Origin of the sequence: Proteus hauseri (assembly GCF_004116975.1) — a bacterium.
In the GTDB taxonomy this organism is placed as follows: Bacteria; Pseudomonadota; Gammaproteobacteria; order Enterobacterales; family Enterobacteriaceae; genus Proteus; species Proteus hauseri.
Genome location: NZ_CP026364.1, coordinates 2,618,974 through 2,637,542, shown reverse-complemented (window position 1 = coordinate 2,637,542; position 18,569 = coordinate 2,618,974). Strand labels below are relative to the sequence as shown.

The 18,569-nt window shown below is 39.4% G+C and carries 19 protein-coding genes; 15 read left to right on the top strand and 4 right to left on the bottom strand.

The genetic code is table 11. From position 1 onward, the window contains the following. Positions 1 to 9: 9 nt before the first annotated feature. The 5 genes from PH4a_RS11980 to PH4a_RS11960 all read left to right on the top strand — a co-directional run bounded on the left by PH4a_RS11980 (position 10) and on the right by PH4a_RS11960 (position 4,767). On the top strand, positions 10 to 1,071 hold the full coding sequence (locus tag PH4a_RS11980) for a PhoH family protein (protein WP_129040009.1): 1,062 nt from the start codon (positions 10 to 12) through the stop codon (positions 1,069 to 1,071). Beyond that, complete coding sequence (gene ybeY / locus PH4a_RS11975) at positions 1,064 to 1,531, top strand: rRNA maturation RNase YbeY (protein WP_129040007.1); 468 nt, start codon at positions 1,064 to 1,066, stop codon at positions 1,529 to 1,531. The genes PH4a_RS11980 and ybeY overlap by 8 nt, the downstream gene beginning before the upstream one ends. 69 nt (positions 1,532 to 1,600) lie before the next feature. Then, positions 1,601 to 2,482, top strand: coding sequence for a CNNM family magnesium/cobalt transport protein CorC (gene corC, locus PH4a_RS11970; protein WP_064719314.1), 882 nt, complete (start codon positions 1,601 to 1,603; stop codon positions 2,480 to 2,482). A gap of 7 nt (positions 2,483 to 2,489) precedes the next feature. Further along, the gene (lnt, locus tag PH4a_RS11965) at positions 2,490 to 4,013 is read left to right on the top strand and encodes an apolipoprotein N-acyltransferase (RefSeq protein ID WP_129040005.1); all 1,524 of its coding nucleotides are present in this window, start codon (positions 2,490 to 2,492) and stop codon (positions 4,011 to 4,013) included. Positions 4,014 to 4,074: 61 nt separating this feature from the next. After that, positions 4,075 to 4,767, top strand: a complete 693-nt coding sequence (locus tag PH4a_RS11960; protein ID WP_129040003.1) for a hypothetical protein — start codon at positions 4,075 to 4,077, stop codon at positions 4,765 to 4,767. Between the two features lie 20 nt (positions 4,768 to 4,787). Here the strand turns inward: PH4a_RS11960 and PH4a_RS11955 are convergent, their stop codons facing one another. The 4 genes from PH4a_RS11955 to PH4a_RS11940 form a co-directional block, all read right to left on the bottom strand. Next, on the bottom strand, positions 4,788 to 5,291 hold the full coding sequence (locus tag PH4a_RS11955; RefSeq protein ID WP_129040001.1) for a protein disulfide oxidoreductase: 504 nt from the start codon (positions 5,289 to 5,291) through the stop codon (positions 4,788 to 4,790). After that, positions 5,291 to 6,022: a DsbA family protein gene (locus PH4a_RS11950; RefSeq protein WP_064719310.1), complete on the bottom strand. Its 732-nt coding sequence runs from the start codon at positions 6,020 to 6,022 to the stop codon at positions 5,291 to 5,293. Before PH4a_RS11950 ends, PH4a_RS11955 begins: the two co-directional genes overlap by 1 nt. After that, positions 6,022 to 8,067 carry a protein-disulfide reductase DsbD family protein gene (locus tag PH4a_RS11945; protein WP_129039999.1) on the bottom strand — a complete coding sequence of 682 codons (2,046 nt, stop codon included), beginning with the start codon at positions 8,065 to 8,067 and terminating at the stop codon, positions 6,022 to 6,024. Before PH4a_RS11945 ends, PH4a_RS11950 begins: the two co-directional genes overlap by 1 nt. An 89-nt stretch (positions 8,068 to 8,156) precedes the next feature. Then, positions 8,157 to 8,543, bottom strand: coding sequence for a metal resistance protein (locus PH4a_RS11940; protein WP_129039997.1), 387 nt, complete (start codon positions 8,541 to 8,543; stop codon positions 8,157 to 8,159). Between the two features lie 363 nt (positions 8,544 to 8,906). Between PH4a_RS11940 and PH4a_RS11935 the strand changes: the two genes are divergently transcribed. The 10 genes from PH4a_RS11935 (at position 8,907) to rlmH (ending at position 18,541) form a co-directional block, all read left to right on the top strand. After that, positions 8,907 to 9,800, top strand: coding sequence for an amino acid ABC transporter substrate-binding protein (locus PH4a_RS11935; protein WP_064719307.1), 894 nt, complete (start codon positions 8,907 to 8,909; stop codon positions 9,798 to 9,800). 130 nt (positions 9,801 to 9,930) lie between these two features. Beyond that, the gene (locus PH4a_RS11930; RefSeq protein WP_064719306.1) at positions 9,931 to 10,671 is read left to right on the top strand and encodes an amino acid ABC transporter permease; all 741 of its coding nucleotides are present in this window, start codon (positions 9,931 to 9,933) and stop codon (positions 10,669 to 10,671) included. After that, entirely contained in the window at positions 10,671 to 11,345 is a 675-nt protein-coding gene (gene gltK, locus PH4a_RS11925; RefSeq protein WP_064719305.1) for a glutamate/aspartate ABC transporter permease GltK, read from the top strand. Before PH4a_RS11930 ends, gltK begins: the two co-directional genes overlap by 1 nt. Beyond that, positions 11,346 to 12,071: an amino acid ABC transporter ATP-binding protein gene (locus tag PH4a_RS11920; protein WP_129039995.1), complete on the top strand. Its 726-nt coding sequence runs from the start codon at positions 11,346 to 11,348 to the stop codon at positions 12,069 to 12,071. A gap of 339 nt (positions 12,072 to 12,410) precedes the next feature. After that, positions 12,411 to 14,993, top strand: coding sequence for a leucine--tRNA ligase (leuS, locus tag PH4a_RS11915; protein WP_129039993.1), 2,583 nt, complete (start codon positions 12,411 to 12,413; stop codon positions 14,991 to 14,993). Positions 14,994 to 15,005: 12 nt separating this feature from the next. After that, the gene (lptE, locus tag PH4a_RS11910; RefSeq protein ID WP_129039991.1) at positions 15,006 to 15,554 is read left to right on the top strand and encodes an LPS assembly lipoprotein LptE; all 549 of its coding nucleotides are present in this window, start codon (positions 15,006 to 15,008) and stop codon (positions 15,552 to 15,554) included. Then, the gene (gene holA / locus PH4a_RS11905; protein ID WP_129039989.1) at positions 15,551 to 16,585 is read left to right on the top strand and encodes a DNA polymerase III subunit delta; all 1,035 of its coding nucleotides are present in this window, start codon (positions 15,551 to 15,553) and stop codon (positions 16,583 to 16,585) included. Before lptE ends, holA begins: the two co-directional genes overlap by 4 nt. Beyond that, the gene (gene nadD, locus PH4a_RS11900; protein ID WP_129039987.1) at positions 16,578 to 17,249 is read left to right on the top strand and encodes a nicotinate-nucleotide adenylyltransferase; all 672 of its coding nucleotides are present in this window, start codon (positions 16,578 to 16,580) and stop codon (positions 17,247 to 17,249) included. The genes holA and nadD overlap by 8 nt, the downstream gene beginning before the upstream one ends. Positions 17,250 to 17,741: 492 nt before the next feature. Then, positions 17,742 to 18,068, top strand: a complete 327-nt coding sequence (gene rsfS, locus PH4a_RS11895; RefSeq protein WP_129039985.1) for a ribosome silencing factor — start codon at positions 17,742 to 17,744, stop codon at positions 18,066 to 18,068. A 2-nt stretch (positions 18,069 to 18,070) separates the two neighbouring features. Next, positions 18,071 to 18,541, top strand: coding sequence for a 23S rRNA (pseudouridine(1915)-N(3))-methyltransferase RlmH (gene rlmH / locus PH4a_RS11890; protein ID WP_129039983.1), 471 nt, complete (start codon positions 18,071 to 18,073; stop codon positions 18,539 to 18,541). Positions 18,542 to 18,569 lie beyond the last annotated feature (28 nt).

Below are 18,569 nucleotides of genomic sequence, written 5' to 3'. Positions count from 1 at the left end.
GGATAATCAGTGACAGTAATAGCGCATACACAAGTAGCGACCCAAGAAATTTTCTTAGAGCCAGCAGATAATGCCCGTTTAATGAGCCTATGTGGCCCATTTGACGATAATATTAAACAACTTGAACGCCGTTTAGGTATCGAGATTAATCATCGTGATAACCGCTTTAAATTAACCGGCAAATCATTATGTGTGACTGCGGCTGCAAGTATTTTACGTCACCTGTATGTGGAAACCTCGCCAATTAAAGGCGTGATCCCCGATATCGACCCTGAGCAAATTCATCTTGCTATTACCGAAAGCCGAGTGCTTGAGCAAAGTGATGAACACGTACCCGAATTTGGAAAATCGACCAATATTCGGACAAAACGGGGCGTGATCAAACCACGCACACCAAATCAAGCGCAATATATCGCAAATATTCAGACTCATGATATTACGTTTGGTATTGGGCCTGCGGGTACAGGGAAAACTTATCTGGCTGTTGCTGCCGCTGTTGATGCGCTTGAACGTCAAGAAGTACGCCGCATTTTACTAACGCGTCCGGCAGTTGAAGCTGGCGAAAAGCTCGGTTTTTTACCAGGAGACCTCAGTCAGAAAGTCGATCCTTATTTGCGACCACTTTATGATGCGTTATTTGAGATGTTAGGTTTTGAAAAAGTTGAGAAACTAATAGAACGCAATGTTATTGAAGTCGCCCCTCTTGCTTATATGCGAGGGCGTACCCTTAACGATGCCTTTATTATTCTCGACGAGAGCCAAAACACCACTATCGAACAGATGAAAATGTTTTTGACTCGAATCGGCTTTAACTCTAAAGCAGTAGTCACAGGGGATATTACTCAGATTGACCTACCAAGAGGCAATAAATCAGGTTTACGCCATGCTATTGAGGTGTTGTCTGACGTTAACGATCTGAGTTTTAACTTCTTCCATAGTGAAGATGTGGTTCGCCACCCTGTCGTTGCCAAAATAGTTATCGCCTATGAAGCTTGGGAAACGGAAGATCAAAAACGCCGTCAAGCTATCAAAGCAGAGAAAGAGAAGCTTCAGAGAGAACATCATGAGTGAAGTTATCCTTGATTTACAAATTGCGACTGAAAATACGCAAGGGCTTCCTGATGAAGCCCAATTTATGAAATGGTTAGAAGCTGTATTACCACAATTTCAACCTGTTAGTGAAGTCACTATTCGTATTGTCGATGAGGCAGAAAGCCACGAGCTTAACCTGACTTATCGCGGAAAAGACCGACCAACCAATGTGCTTTCTTTTCCTTTTGAAGCGCCACCTGAAATTGAACTACCGTTACTTGGTGACTTGATTATTTGTCGTCAAGTTGTCGAAAAAGAAGCCGTTGAACAGAATAAAACTGTTGAAGAACATTGGGCACACATGGTTATTCATGGATGTCTTCATCTTTTAGGCTATGATCATATTGAAGACGACGAAGCCGAAGAAATGGAAGGTTTAGAGACAGAAATCTTACAAAATTTAGGTTATGAAGATCCCTATTTAATAGAAAAAGAGTAACAGTTCTCTTATTTTTATGATAAATAATATCTAATAAACCATTCAATGAGGAAAAATAGTTAAAACGCCATGAGCGACGACCAATCTTCGAGTAACGATAACCCTGGTCCTAAAAGAGGGTTTCTCACACTGCTTAATCAGCTGTTCCACGGTGAACCTAAAAACCGTGATGACCTGATGGAGCTTATCCGCGATTCTGAACAGAAAGAATTAATTGATCCTGATACCCGCGACATGCTTGAAGGGGTAATGGATATCGCTGAACAGCGTGTTCGGGATATTATGATCCCTCGCTCTCAAATTGTGACGCTAAAACGCAATCAAACACTTGATGAATGCTTAGATGTCATTATTGATTCAGCGCATTCCCGCTTTCCAGTCATAAGCGAGGACAAAGACCATATTGAAGGCTTATTGATGGCAAAAGATTTATTGCCATTTATGCGCAGTAGTGCAGAGCCATTTAGTATGGATAAAGTTCTACGCTCTGCGGTTGTTGTACCTGAAAGTAAACGCGTAGACCGCCTATTAAAAGAATTCCGCTCCCAACGCTATCATATGGCGATAGTGATTGATGAATTTGGTGGTGTTTCGGGTCTGGTAACGATTGAAGATATTCTTGAGCTTATCGTGGGCGAAATTGAAGATGAGTATGATGATGAAGACGATATCGATATTCGTCCATTAAGTCGTCACGCTTACTCAGTTCGTGCTTTAACCCAAATAGAAGATTTTAATGACGCTTTTGGGACCCACTTTAGCGATGATGAAGTTGACACCATTGGTGGCTTAGTAATGCAAGCCTTTGGTCATCTTCCTGCTCGTGGTGAAACTATTACCATTGATAATTACCAATTTAAAGTCGTTATGGCAGATAGTCGTAAAATCATTCAGGTTTATGTGCATATTCCAGATGATGCACCTATCCCTGAATTAGGTAACGATGCTTAGGATATAAATGAATAATATCTCTTTCTTAAACCGCCAGTGGGCTCGCGCCTTACTGGCGGTTTTTTTCGGTGCAATAGGTACACTGGCTTTTTCACCTTTTGATTTTTGGCCTGCGGCACTGATCTCTTTATCAGGCTTACTTCTTATCATTAATCAGCGTACTGCTCGCCAAGGTGCTTTTCTTGGTTTTGCATGGGGTTTTGGATTATTTGGTAGTGGAGTCAATTGGGTTTATGTCAGCATCGCTAATTTTGGTGGAATGCCTTTTGCGATAAATATTTTCTTAGTCATTTTATTGGCACTGTATTTATCGCTTTATACTTCACTTTTTGCCGGATTGCTCAATAAATTATTTCCAAGCCCAACACTTTGGCGCTTTGCTTTTGCCGCCCCAGCCTTATGGCAAATCACTGAGTTTTTAAGAGGTTGGGTATTATCAGGCTTTCCGTGGCTACAATTTGGTTATAGTCAGATTGATGGCCCTTTAAAAGGTATTGCGCCTATTTTAGGGGTGACCATGATAACGCTGCTGCTTACCGTTATTAGTGGGTTAATTGCATATGCCATTTATCGTAAATCACTCTACAGCCTATTAGCGGCTGCCATATTGCTATTATTACCAATAAGTTTTAAATCTTATCAATGGTATCAACCGCTACCAGAAGAAGTGCAAGAAATTGCTTTAATACAAGGCAATATTGAGCAATCTTTAAAATGGCAACCTGACGCACTAGAAAAAACATTAACCACTTATCTCACCCTAAGTCGCCCTTATATTGGTACAGCAAACCTTATTATTTGGCCTGAATCAGCTATTCCTGATGTTGAAATTCAACAACAGACATTTCTAGCTGAACTTGATAAGCAATTAAGAGAAAAAGATACGCATTTAATGACGGGTATTATTGATGCTCGCCCAACACTAGAAGGCTATCGCTTTTATAATAGCGTGATCACTCTTGGTGAACATTTTGCCTATCAATATCCGGCAACAGACCGATATAACAAGCATCATCTGGTTCCTTTTGGTGAATATGTACCATTAGAATCGTTATTACGCCCATTAGCGCCGTTCTTTAATTTACCTATGTCATCACTTAGCCAAGGTGAATACGTTCAACCTCAGTTAACTGTTAATAACGCTAAAATTACAGCGGCTATTTGTTATGAAATTATATTAGGCGAACAAGTTCGTGCTAATTTCCAGCCCGACACTCGCTTTTTACTCACAATTTCAAATGATGCATGGTTTGGTAATTCTATTGGCCCTTGGCAACATTTCCAAATGGCAAGAATGCGCGCTTTAGAATTAGGTCGGCCATTATTACGCTCAACGAATAATGGGATCACCGCATTTATTGCCGCAAATGGTGATGTTATTTCTCAACTGCCTCAATTTGAAGAAAATTCATTAGCAGAGAAAATGACGCCAACAACCGGATTAACACCTTATTATCGTTTAGGCAATTACCCACTTTGGATAATAGTTGGACTCTTTTTAGCGTTAGCCTTTATTAAGCGCCGCAATTAATAACAGTTCAGAATAAAGCCTCAATATAATATTGAGGCTTTTGTTATAAGGTTCTCATAATATGAATAATTATCCTGACCCTATTCTTGATATTATTTGGCAACGTGCCGTTGTTATTTCGGCTGACAACGAAAATAAAGGATTTCGTAAAGATACCGCAGGAAAGTGGATAAAACGACAATATTTTAATCAACCGCAACAAGAATATGGCTGGGTATTATCAAAACAGCCTAAATCAATAAATGAATTAGAAGAAGATAGCACCATTATTCCGCTGCACTGGCAAACTTCACTTGAGCAAAACTCACAGCAAAAAAGTGAACTTGAGAAAGTAAATATCGAACTATTATCACCTCAAGAGTTAACACAATCTATTTATAAACCAGTAAATAGTAAAAAACATTGGCAATATGCTAACCAAATTTCGGTTGATAATGAAAATAAAGGATTTCGTACTGATTATTATGGTAAGTGGATCCAACAAGATGCTTTTGGTGATAAAAACCATGAATATGGTTGGACATTAGCTTATTTAACGCCCACTCATAAAAAAGCTTCAATACAACCAAGAATTATTCCTGTTCATATAAATACTGAAGAATTTCGCGCTCATGCCGCTATATTGGCAGCAAAAGAAACAGATGAAGAAAAAATAAAATACAGACGAGAAAACGTAACGTTCAATATAATCATTGTGATCATCGAATGTATTATGGCTATTCCAAAAATTATTTTCTCAATATTTAAAGGTTAATATTGAAGCCTTAAAAAATATTAAATACCAGCCCACCACAATCGTAGTTTTAATCCCCATGAGGATGTCCAACCACTGGTAAAACTTACCATTTCGCCTTTATAAATAATAATAAAGGAAGGCGTTGCACTAACTCCCCATTGCTGAGATATTGCCCCTTTATCATCATTAATCACAGGAAAAACAAGTTCTTTGGATTTAATACCACGCGCTATTTTCGCATCATCACCTGAGCGAATAACCACCGATGTAATCTTATAGCCGTCTTGTGCTAATGAGTTAACCGTTGGTGTGGTTATTTTACAAATACCACACCAGCTTGCCCAAAAATAGATTAATACTGGTTTTTCGGCACTCAGCTCAGCTAAAGAAATCGCGTTGTTATCGACAGTATAAAGCGCTGATAATTCTGTTAGCACTGGTGGCGTAGGTTGCCGCCACCAGTCCATAACAAAAGAAACTAAAACGAAAATAGCGACCAGAACAATCAGCTCTTTACCCCATTTTCGTAAACGACTAAGCATTATTTTTTCACTTTAGCCAATTGTTCTTTAACAATAACTTCTAACTGCGCGTAATCAACGGCACCCGGTAAAATAGTATCACCAACAACTGTTGCAGGTGTGCCTTGAATACCCAGTTTACGAGAAAGATCTAAGTTATTTTGTAATGCTTGTAAGCTCTCTTCAGTTAGCTTAATTTTGCTGGTATTGGTGCTTTTCATCGCATCATCAATACTTGCGCTATCTAGCATTGTTTTTTTCTGCATTAAACGCTGATGCAGTGCCAGGAAGGCTTTAGGATCTTCTTTCCAAACAGACAATACGGCTTGAGATGCTTTTGCTGAACTCTCACCTTTGAAAGGCAGAGGTTTAATTACCACAGCAACATCAGGATATTGTTTAGTGATTTGCTCTAATAATGGGTCAAAACGCTTGCAATAAGGGCAGTTATAATCAGTAAATGAGACTAACACTAATTTTGCATCTTTAGCACCAATACGAGGGCTTGCAGCATCGTTATATAGTGCATCGTGCTCGGCGACTAATGCATCACGAAATTGTGCTTGTTGCTCATCTGCTTTTTTAGTTTGTAATGCCATAATCGCTTCTTCCAAAATTTCTGGATTGCTGATTAATGTATCACGCACTAATGCACGAACTTCTTTCTCTTGAGCGGCATTTAAAGCGGCAGCTTGCACATTCGCACCGAAAAGTAACGAAGTGATAACGAGTGCCGAAAGTGTTTTTTTCATTATTGGGCTCCTTTAGCCTCTGAAAGAATAGTTAACATCGAATCTTTATTTAAAAGAGGCGGTAGGATCTCCCCCTCCTTGTTACAAGGTCCATAAATTTGATTAAAGGGTACAGCGACCTGACCACGTTGTTTTAAAAACTGTGTTATCTCATCAGAAGGTTTAGTCCAATCACCTCGTAATGCAACAACATCTGGCTCAGAAAGCGCTTTTTGAACGTCTTCGCGTAATAATACATTGTATTTATTCGCTTTACAGGTCACACACCAATCTGCGGTAACATCAACAAAAACACGCTTATTATCTGATAACGCTTGATGTAATGCATGTTCTGTTAATGGTTGCCAATTAATGGCATCTTTACCCGCGAAAGTTTGCGTTTCGGGCTGCATACTAAATAAATAAGTACTCCCCCCTAAAACAAGCGTGATCACGGTTGAAACTAATAATGCTTTTTTACCATAGTGCTTTGCAATAGCAATGAGTAATAACAATGCGATAAGTACAAAGAGAGTTGCAACAATAGGGATGCCAAAATGAGGTATCAATAAAGTAATTAACCAAATACAGGAAAGCAGCATCATAAAACCAAGAATAATTCTTAATTTATTCATCCATTTGCCCGGTTTTGGTAATACTTTTGCTACTGAAGGAAAAACAGCCACCAATATCCAAGGTAAACTCATACCAACACCTAATGCGGTAAAAATTAGCCATAATTCACTTAATGGGGCAATTAAAGCATACGCAACCGCAGTACCTAAAAATGGCGCAGAACAAGGTGTCGCTAATAAAGTGGCAAATGCGCCTTCCCAGAAATGTCGACTATTACCTTGCCCACCAGCGGTTGCTATTTTGGTATTGATATCACTCGATAAACGCAACTCAAATAACCCAAATAAATTGGCTGTAAAAATTGCTGTAATCAACACCATAAAACCAATAAACCAAGGGCTTTGGAACTGAATTCCCCACCCTATTGCTTCTTGGCTAAAGCGTAAACCGGTCATAAACAGCGCTAATGCCCAAAATGAAACTAAAATACCCGCAACAGAAAGAGAGAATTGTTTGCGAATTGTACCTGTATCGCGTTTTTCAATATGTAATACCGAACCCAATTTCATCGCCAATACAGGGAGAACACAAGGCATTAAATTAAGAATTAAGCCACCTAATAACGCAAAAGCCAAAATACTCCATAACCCCAGGCTACCTACTGATGATGAAGATGGTGTAACACTAAACTCCCCCTGACCTATCGTGCTATTAACTTGACGAGAAAAGTGGTTATCGGTCACGACAAACGAGAGCTGTTTTCCTGATATGTCTCCGGCCTTATCACCCCAATCGTCGGTTACATCGACTGAAACAAATAATTGCTCATTGTTCTTTGTTATCTGAGGAATGCCATAAAGCATTCCTTCAGGGGGATCGAGATATATATTAGGTGTTACCCAATTACCGTTTTCACGTTGTAATGCAATATTCAATTGGCTATTTTGGTAATCCGAAGAAACCGATGTAACAAGTCCCGTAGTAACGGGTACCTTCGCCATTGCTTGATTATATTGCCATTCAAAATCAGCAGGCGCTGGTTGATTAAAATCGAAGGTTAATGGGTAATCCGTTAAAAGGCAGACATTACTACAGGTTGATAAGGTTAAAACACCCTCAAGCGAATCACGATTAACCGCAGATAATGAAATAGGAAAAACAACCTGTTTATCATACCCTTGAGTATGAATACCAGCGACATCAAAAGCAGAAGGTGATGGCCAATGCCACGCCATTTCAGCAATATCTTGTGACCAGTTTATTTCAGGTGCAACGCCACCCTCACCAGGAGAACGCCAATAGGTTTTCCATCCTGACTCTAATTGCACTTCAAGCAATATTTTGACATCTCCTGTAGGTGACTTTTGTGCCGTCGCCCTCACTTGCGCATGATCATTATCTGGCATAGTTAACCAGCCAGTATCAGCAGCTTGAGATGAAGATAGAGTAAATAGCGTTAATACTAACGCCATAACAAAAGACCGAAACATAGCAACTCCCTAAAAATTCTTTTAACGCTACACTTAAAGCTACAGCTACGCCCCAAAATAGACGCATAATATTTTAGTAAAAGAAGTCGCTAATCCCTCAGAATACAATAATGAAGGTGAAGTCTTATTCGAGGAGGAGGATGGTGATGTTTTTTCTGACTACGCTGACGAGAAACATAAATTGCAGCCATGCTCAACAAAAGTAATACAGCCCAAGAATGGAAGAAAGGTTCTATAGATAATGGAGGAACTGATAACAAAGATTTGGAACTTAAATCACAAGTAGAAAGTGAATAAGATGTTTTTTCACTATTATCATCAGTTATTGGCGTTGATGGCATAGATTGTGTTTGAGCAATAGTACTCGCTAGGCGCTCACTTATTATGTGTGCACCAAGAGAACGCTGAACGATACAACATAATATCAGCAGTACTGTTATCAACACTAGCCAGCGACCTGAGCGCCAATTACGCATAGAGAACCCTCATTATTTAACTTGCTATCTTAACGGTAATCCACAGACAAACAACTCCTTAAGATAAACTTTACAAAATCCTTATTTTTTTCTTTTTCTATTTATTTTTTACCCGCCTTATTAACCTTTCGTTTTGTATGGTTTCTACTACAATTATTTTAAAATATGAAAACAACTTCCAATAAAATAATAAACTCTTTTTAATTTCATTCTTTTATTGGGAGATAGCTCTCGTATTTCAAAAAATACACTTCCCAACCGTATGTTATTTGTTCTATCTATTAACATTATCAAAACAAATTAAAACAAAAAAGAAACACCAAGCAATACATCCACATCACATTTACCACGACAGGAGTTATTATGCGCATGCGTAAACTAGCATTATCATTAATGTTTTTAGGGGCTGCAGGAGCTGTGCAAGCAGAGGAACTCACTGGAACCTTAAAAAAAATAAGTGATAACGATATTATTATCGTTGGTCACAGGGAATCTTCCGTTCCATTCTCTTACTATGACAATCAACAAAAAGTCGTTGGTTATTCTCAAGACTATTCCAACCTAATTGTTGAAGCGGTAAAAGAGAAAATTGGTAAACCAAATCTTGAAGTTCGTTTAATTCCTATCACTTCTCAGAATCGCATTCCATTATTACAAAATGGTACATTTGACTTTGAGTGTGGTTCAACCACCAATAATGAAGCGCGCCAACAACAAGCGGCTTTCTCTAACACTATTTTTATCGTAGGTACTCGTTTACTAGCGAAAAAAGATGCGGGCGTTAAAGATTTCTCTGATTTAGCAGGAAAAAATGTGGTTGTTACATCAGGAACAACCTCTGAAATGTTACTCAATAAGCTCAATGACGAGAAGAAAATGAACATGCGCATTATTAGCGCAAAAGATCATGGCGACTCTTTCCGTACTCTTGAGTCTGGTCGTGCCGTTGCCTTTATGATGGACGATGCACTTCTTGCGGGTGAACGAGCTAAAGCCAAAAAGCCTGCACTTTGGGAGATAGTGGGCACACCGCAATCTGAAGAAGCTTATGGCTGTATGTTACGTAAAGATGATGCACAATTTAAAGCACTCATCGATAGCACGATTGCGAATGCACAGAAATCGGGTGAGGCTGAAAAATCCTTTAACCGCTGGTTTAACGCCCCAATTCCACCAAAAAATCTCAACCTAGAATTCACCATTTCAGATGAAATGAAAGCACTGTTTGCTGAGCCGAATGATAAAGCATTAAATTAATCCTTACTAATCAATGCTTATGTTTTAAAAGTACCAAATTGATAATTATAAAGTATCTGTTGGACAGACAGATCAGTGAAGTTTGGGGCAGCCGTTCCCTGCCCCAGTTTTTTTCACCGGAGGTGAAATCATGTCGATTGATTGGGATTGGGGGATATTCTTCCATGAAGCCCCATTCGGTAACACCACTTACTTAGGTTGGCTAATTTCTGGCTTTCAAGTCACTATTGCCTTGTCTTTATGCGCTTGGATTATCGCCTTTCTTGTTGGTTCCTTGTTTGGTATTTTGCGTACCGTACCTAACCGCTGGCTTTCAAGTTTAGGGACTATTTATGTTGAGCTTTTTCGTAACGTCCCCTTAATTGTTCAATTCTTTACTTGGTATTTGGTTATTCCTGAACTATTACCGCAATCTATTGGTGACTGGTTCAAAATGGAACTTGCACCTAATATTCAATTCTTTTTATCCTCAGCCTTGTGCTTAGGGTTATTTACCGCAGCTCGTATGTGCGAACAAGTTAGAGCTGCTATTGATTCGTTACCTCGTGGCCAGAAAGCCGCAGGACTAGCCTTAGGTTTAACCTTACCTCAAACATATCGTTATATTCTGTTGCCTAATGCTTATCGCGTCATTATCCCGCCAATGACATCTGAGATGGTAAATCTAGTTAAAAACTCAGCTATCGCCTCAACCATAGGCCTTATCGATATGGCGGCTCAAGCAAATAAATTATTAGATTATTCAGCTAAAGCTTATGAATCATTTACTGCAATTACCTTAGCTTACGTTCTTATTAATGTCGTTATTATGGTCGTGATGAATTGGCTTGAAAAACGAGTTCGCTTACCCGGCACAACAGGAGGTCAATAATGTACGAATTTGACTGGAGTTCTGTTGTCCCTAGTTTGCCGTTTTTAATCGACGGAATGGCAATTACCCTAAAAATTACGGTCACCGCAATTGTTGTGGGTATTTTATGGGGAACCGTGCTTGCGGTGATGCGCTTATCTACATTTAAACCTGTGCGCTGGTTTGCTGCCGCTTATGTTAATACCTTTCGTTCTATTCCATTAGTGATGGTATTACTGTGGTTTTATCTTATTGTGCCTAACATATTACAAAATGTTCTAGGACTTTCCCCTAAAAACGATATCCGTTTGATTTCAGCGATGATAGCGTTCTCTTTATTTGAAGCAGCGTATTACTCTGAAATAATCAGAGCGGGTATTCAAAGTGTAAGTAAAGGACAACTTTCTGCATCATTAGCATTAGGTATGACCAAATCTCAAACCATGCGTTTAGTGATTTTACCTCAGGCTTTTCGTGCCATGATCCCACTATTATTAACTCAAGGTATTGTTTTATTTCAAGATACCTCACTGGTTTATGTATTAAGTCTTACCGACTTTTTCCGTACAGCAGCCAATATTGGTGAACGAGATGGTACACAAGTTGAAATGATCCTCTTTGCCGGATTTATCTACTTTATTATTAGTTTCTCTGCTTCAATGTTAGTGAACTTTCTTAAAAAAAGGACTACCTAGATGATTTCCCTAAAAGATGTTTCCAAATGGTATGGTCAGTTTCAAGTACTGACTGAATGCTCCACTGAAGTTAAAAAGGGGGAAGTTGTTGTTGTTTGTGGGCCTTCTGGTTCAGGTAAGTCAACATTAATTAAAACGGTTAATGGGCTAGAACCGGTACAACAAGGTGAAATATTGGTAGATGGCACAAAAGTCAATGATAAACGTACAGACCTTGCTAAGTTACGCGCAAAAGTAGGTATGGTGTTTCAGCACTTTGAGTTGTTTCCTCACCTTTCTATTATTGAAAACCTCACTCTAGCGCAAGTTAAAGTACTTAACAGAAATAAAGAGGCGGCAAAAGAAAAAGGCTTAAAACTGTTAGAACGCGTGGGTTTGTCTAATCATGCCCATAAATTCCCCGCTCAACTTTCTGGTGGCCAACAACAGCGCGTCGCTATTGCTCGTGCACTTTGTATGGATCCAATAGCAATGCTCTTTGATGAACCTACATCTGCTCTTGATCCTGAAATGATCAACGAAGTACTTGATGTTATGGTCGAACTGGCAAATGAAGGAATGACCATGATGGTCGTTACCCACGAAATGGGTTTTGCTAAAAAAGTTGCAGATCGGATTATTTTTATGGATGAAGGCCGCATTGTTGAAGATAGTCCTAAAAATGACTTCTTTGATAATCCTAAATCTGATCGCGCTAAAGATTTTTTAGCCAAAATTCTTCATTAATAATTATTACTTTATCTATTTACTCAATTGCTGGCGTACTCTTTTGTATGCCAGCAGTAAAAGGATCATTTAGACTAATCTCGCAATACAATATCAATTTTTCCTTTTTTTCCGCAATATCAGAATAACTTCAGAAAAAAATACGCATTTATGGCGAATATGCTTTATCTCATCTCACCAAATACTGCGTTTCTGCTAAAAATGTTAGGCAAACAGTCGTAATCATTAAGAAAGACTGTTGTGGCTATTAGACAAAATCAGCTATGCTATACAAGTCTTAATTTCATAATAGCGGTTACCCTCCGGTAGCCATTAATTCACCATAGGATTATCGGTGCCATGCAAGAACAATATCGTCCCGAAGATATAGAGCAAACTATCCAGGAATACTGGGAAAAAAACGACACATTTAAAGTGACAGAAGATAATAACAAAGAAAAATATTACTGCCTGTCAATGCTACCTTATCCTTCTGGCCGACTTCACATGGGACACGTTCGCAATTACACCATTGGTGACGTGATTTCCCGTTATCAACGTATGCTAGGTAAAAACGTCTTACAACCTATTGGCTGGGATGCGTTTGGCTTACCTGCAGAAGGTGCAGCAGTAAAAAACAACACGGCACCTGCTCCGTGGACTTATGAAAATATCGATTACATGAAAAACCAGTTAAAAAAACTGGGTTTTGGTTATGACTGGGATCGTGAGGTGACAACTTGTACTCCTGAGTATTATCGCTGGGAACAATGGTTTTTCACCAAGTTATATGAAAAAGGCTTAGTTTATAAAAAAACATCAGCTGTTAACTGGTGTCCTCATGATTTAACTGTATTAGCTAACGAACAAGTTATCGATGGTTGCTGCTGGCGTTGTGATACACCAGTAGAACGCAAAGAAATTCCACAGTGGTTTATTAAAATTACTGATTACGCAGAAGAGCTGTTAAACGATTTAGATACGTTAGATGAATGGCCTGAGCAAGTTAAGACCATGCAACGTAACTGGATTGGTCGCTCTGAAGGTGTAGAAATCACTTTTAAAGTTGCTGATAGCGACGACAAAATGACTGTCTACACAACCCGCCCTGACACCTTTATGGGTGTGACTTATGTTGCTGTTGCAGCTGGTCACCCATTAGCACAAAAAGCGGCTAAAAATAACCCAGCAATCCAAAACTTCATTGATGAATGCCGTAATATGAAAATGGCAGAAGCCGATATGGCAACAATGGAGAAAAAAGGTATAGCAACGGGTATGTATGCCATTCATCCTTTAACAAACGAAAAAGTTGCTATTTGGGTTGCTAACTTCGTATTAATGGAATACGGCACAGGTGCAGTAATGGCGGTTCCAGGTCATGATGAACGTGACTGGGAATTTGCCAATAAATACAATCTGCCAATTAAAGCGGTTATTGCAGATGCAGAAGGTAACCAACCTGATTTATCAGCAAGCGCGTTTACTGAAAAGAATAGCCTGATTAATTCTGGTGAATTCACAGGGCTTGATAACCAAGCTGGCTTTAATGCTATTGCTGACAAATTAGCACAAATGGGTGTGGGCGAGCGTAAAGTTAATTATCGTTTACGTGACTGGGGTGTTTCTCGTCAACGTTACTGGGGTGCGCCAATTCCTATGGCAACCTTAGAAGATGGTACTGTTGTTCCTGTTCCAGAAGATCAACTGCCCGTTATTCTACCAGAAGATGTGAAAATGGATGGGATCACCAGCCCAATTAAAGCTGATCCTGAATGGGCAAAAACCACCATTAATGGTCAACCTGCTCTGCGTGAAACAGATACCTTTGATACCTTTATGGAATCTTCTTGGTATTACGCTCGTTATACCTGCCCTGACTACGATAAAGGCATGTTAGATCCAAAAGCCGCTAACTATTGGTTACCTGTTGACTGGTATATCGGTGGTATCGAACATGCAATTATGCACCTGATGTATTTCCGCTTCTTCCATAAGCTAATGCGTGATGCTGGCTTAGTGGATTCTGATGAACCAGCAAAACGCTTACTGTGCCAAGGTATGGTATTAGCAGATGCGTTCTATCACACCGGTGAAGATGGCGCTCGTCATTGGGTATCTCCAGCAGAAGCTATTGTTGAACGTGATGAGAAAAATCGCATCATCAAAGCAACAGACAGCAAAGGTCATGAATTGACATACGCTGGTATGAGCAAAATGTCTAAATCCAAAAATAACGGTATCGACCCACAAACTATGGTTGAACGTTATGGTGCCGACACTGTACGTCTATTTATGATGTTTGCTGCGCCACCTGAGTTAACTTTGGAATGGCAAGAGTCTAGCGTTGAAGGAGCCAACCGTTTCTTACGTCGTCTATGGCGCTTAGTGCATGAACATACGCAGAAAGGGACGACTCAAGCGCTGGATATTGCAACATTAACGCCAGAGCAAAAAGATTTACGCCGTGATCTGCATAAAACGATAGCGAAGGTTTCTGATGATATAGGCCGTCGTTTAGCATTTAATACTGCGATAGCGGCAATCATGGAGTTAATGAACAAACTTACACGAGCGTCACAAGAAACTGAGCAAGATCGCGCATTAATGCAAGAAGCACTAGAAGCCATTGTTCGTATGCTTTCACCGATTATTCCTCATGCTTGTTTTGTTATGTGGAAATCATTAGGCGGTAAACAAGACGTCGATGTGGCACCGTGGCCAGTAGCAGATGAAGAAGCAATGATTGATGACACTAAACTCATCATTGTTCAAGTTAATGGTAAAGTACGTGGTCGTGTCACGGTTCCTGCTAATGCAGAAAAAGAATATGTTCAGGAAATGGCGACAAAAGAGTACAGTGTTGCTAAGTATTTGGAAGAAGTGACTATTCGTAAAGTCATTTATGTTCCAGGTAAATTACTGAACATCGTTGTTGGCTGATAAGGAGGCCTAGTGCGATATCTACTTTCGCTATTTTTCGGGTTGGCGGTGTTAATCACCGCTGGCTGTGGTTTTCATTTACAAGGAAAAACACAGGTTCCAGCGGAATTAAAAACACTTTATCTGAGCTCTGGTGACCCTTATGGGCCTTTATCTCGTGTAATGCGTCAGCAATTAAGATTAAGCGGCGTTCAGTTAGTTGAGAACCCAACAGCTGATATCCCAATCTTAAAAATTATCGGCTCTTCAGAAAGTAAAGAAACCGTTTCTGTTTACCAAGATGGTAAAACGGCAGAACGTCAGTTAACGTTTACACTGGATACACAAGTTATTATCCCTGATGGCACGATTTACCCAATATCGTCTCAAGTATCTCGCCCATTTTTTGATAACCCATTGGAAGCATTAGCAAAAGATGCTGAAAATGACATTATCAAACAAGAAATGCGTGAACAAGCAGCGGCGATGTTAGTGCGTAAATTATTGGTTGTTCACAATGCTGAACGCCAAAAAGTATCAGAAGCCGCTCAGGCGAAACAGATAATCTCACCAGCCAAATGATCCGTCTATATCCAGAACAACTGAACGCGCAGCTCCAAGAGGGGCTGCGCCAAAGTTACCTACTCTGGGGTAACGAACCTCTATTACTCCAAGAATCCCAAGATGCCATAGTATCCATAGCTAAAACACAAGGATTCACTGAGCATTATCAATTTGCCCTTGATAATAATACTGACTGGAATGAAATCTATTCTCTTTGCCAGTCATTGAGCTTATTTTCTCAACGACAATCTATTCTGCTTCATTTGCCTGAAAATGGCCCTAATGCAGCAATGTCAGAAAAACTGGCGCTTTTATCTCAAGAGTTACATCAAGATCTATTACTCATTCTACGTGGACATAAACTCACTAAAGCGCAAGAAAATAGTGATTGGTTTAAAACCTTAAGCCAACAAGGAACTTATGTTACTTGCATTACGCCAGAACTTGATAAATTACCGCAATGGGTTGCTCGTAGAGCGAAACAAAAAGGATTAGCACTTGATGAGCAAGGTAATCAATTACTTTGCTACTGCTATGAAGGAAATCTATTAGCGTTAGCACAAGCAATAGAACGACTTTCACTACTTTATCCTGATGGTAAGCTTTCGTTACCGCGTATTGAAGCAGCTGTAAATGATGCTTCACATTTTTCACCTTATCATTGGGTTGATGCATTATTGGCAGGAAAAACACAGCGTGCGTGGCATATTTTACAACAACTTAAAAGAGAAGATGTTGAACCCGTTATTTTGCTAAGAACATTACAGCGTGAATTAATACAGTTAATTACACTGCATCGTGAGCAAAAAAATGCACCAATAAAACAGGTTTTTGATCAACACCGTATTTGGCAGAATCGTCGTCCTATATTTAGTGCGGCATTACAACGACTTTCAGAACATCAATTACTCACAGCAATACACTTATTAACGAGCATCGAAATTACCGTTAAACAAGATTATGGTCAGACTGTTTGGCCTGATTTAAGTGCCCTTGGATTACTGCTGTGTGGAAAAGCATTACCAGAAGGATTTGTCAGCAATGCCTAAAACTAACCATAAAATGCCGTTAATTAATCAAGCTATCGCTTTATATGGCGGTACTTTTGATCCTATTCACTACGGGCACTTACGCCCTGTAGAAGCACTTTCTGGATTAATTGGTCTAAAAGAAGTCATTTGGTTACCTAATAATATTCCACCTCACCGTCCACAACCAGAAGCATCATCAGAACAACGCCTTGAGATGGTTCGCCTAGCATTACGTCCTTTTGCTTCATTTAAAGTGGATACACGTGAACTTGAAAAACCGACCCCTTCTTATACCATCGAAACATTGCGTGATTTTCGCCAAGAAATTGGGAATAAGCAGCCGTTGGCATTTATTATTGGGCAAGACTCATTATTATCAATTAATACATGGCATCAGTGGGAAAGTTTACTTGATGTATGCCATTTATTAGTTTGTGCTCGCCCCGGTTATCAAACTCATTTTGAAACACCACAAATGCAAACATGGCTTGAACAGCATCAAACTTATCAACAAGAAGATATTCACTGCTTACCTGCTGGCAAAATCTTACTTGCTGACACCCCTCTCTATAATATTTCAGCAACAGATATTCGAGCGCGCCATAAAGCGGGAATAGACTGCCATGATCTATTGCCTAATCGTGTCGAAGACTATATTCGTCAACAAAAGCTTTATCAGTAATCTAATTGTTTATTAAGTTCTCTGTTAAATAAATTAAAACAATTCAGGTTACTCAATCTCTTCTCTTTCTAACAAAAGATTGATAAATACATCTTTTTTTCACATTATGATCGCCTATTAGTAAAAAAAACCAAATTAAGTCGTATAATGCACCAGCAATAGACGAACAACATAACAAATTGGTATTTCATGAGCATTGACAGCTGTTGTTTAGCTGTTATTCTCACCCTCAGCGGCCGTTTAGGGAACTGAAAAAGAAAACTGTCGTCTAACAGGAAGTTATTATTTGCCTGCCTTTTGATATTTATTAGACGCATCAACTGGGCATATATTAATTTTCCTAAATTAATCGCCGAAAAACAGGAAAACTTGCTTGGTGTTCTTGTTATCGATAACTTGAATTAATCATCGAGTAAATAGATTTATTGGCATAAATACCTTTAAAATAGTGTTTTGCTATTTTCTCGATTGAGTTAACTAAATAGATAAAAGGTGACCCTTTTGCAAGGCTCAGAATTACAGCAATTTATTATTGATAAACTTGAGAATTCTAAAGCTCAAGATATTATTGCGTTAGATGTTCGCGGAAAATCAAGTGTAACTGATTACATGATTATTTGTACGGGTACATCCAATCGTCATTTGATGTCTGTCGCAGATAATCTCGTTGATGATTGTCGCAAAGCAGGATTACATCCTTTAGGCGTTGAAGGTCAAGGTATTTCAGATTGGATTGTTGTTGACCTTGGTGAAGCCATGGTTCACGTGATGCAAGAAGATAGCCGCCGTATGTACGAACTCGAAAAACTCTGGAGCTGAGTTTGAAATTACAGCTCATTGCCGTTGGTACAAAAATGCCGGACTGGATCCAGACCGGCTTTATGGATTACCTAAATCGTTTCCCTAAAGATATTCCATTGGAATTAATCGAAATTTCAGCGGGTAAACGGGGGAAAAATGCGGATATCAAACGTATTCTCGAAAAAGAAGGCGAGCAGATGTTAGCCGCAGTAGGTAAAGGCAACCGTATTGTCACTCTCGATATTCCCGGCGCTCGTTGGGATACACCAAAACTCGCAGAACAACTTGAACACTGGAAGCTTGATGGTAGAAACGTCAGTTTATTAATTGGCGGCCCCGAAGGATTAGCACCTGCTTGCAAAGAAGCCGCACATCAAAGCTGGTCTTTATCTCCATTAACAATGCCACATCCTCTTGTTCGTGTCGTGGTTGCAGAAAGCCTTTATCGAGCATGGAGCATTACCACAAATCATCCTTATCATCGAGAATAATAAATTGGCGGGTAAGTAAGTGAAATCA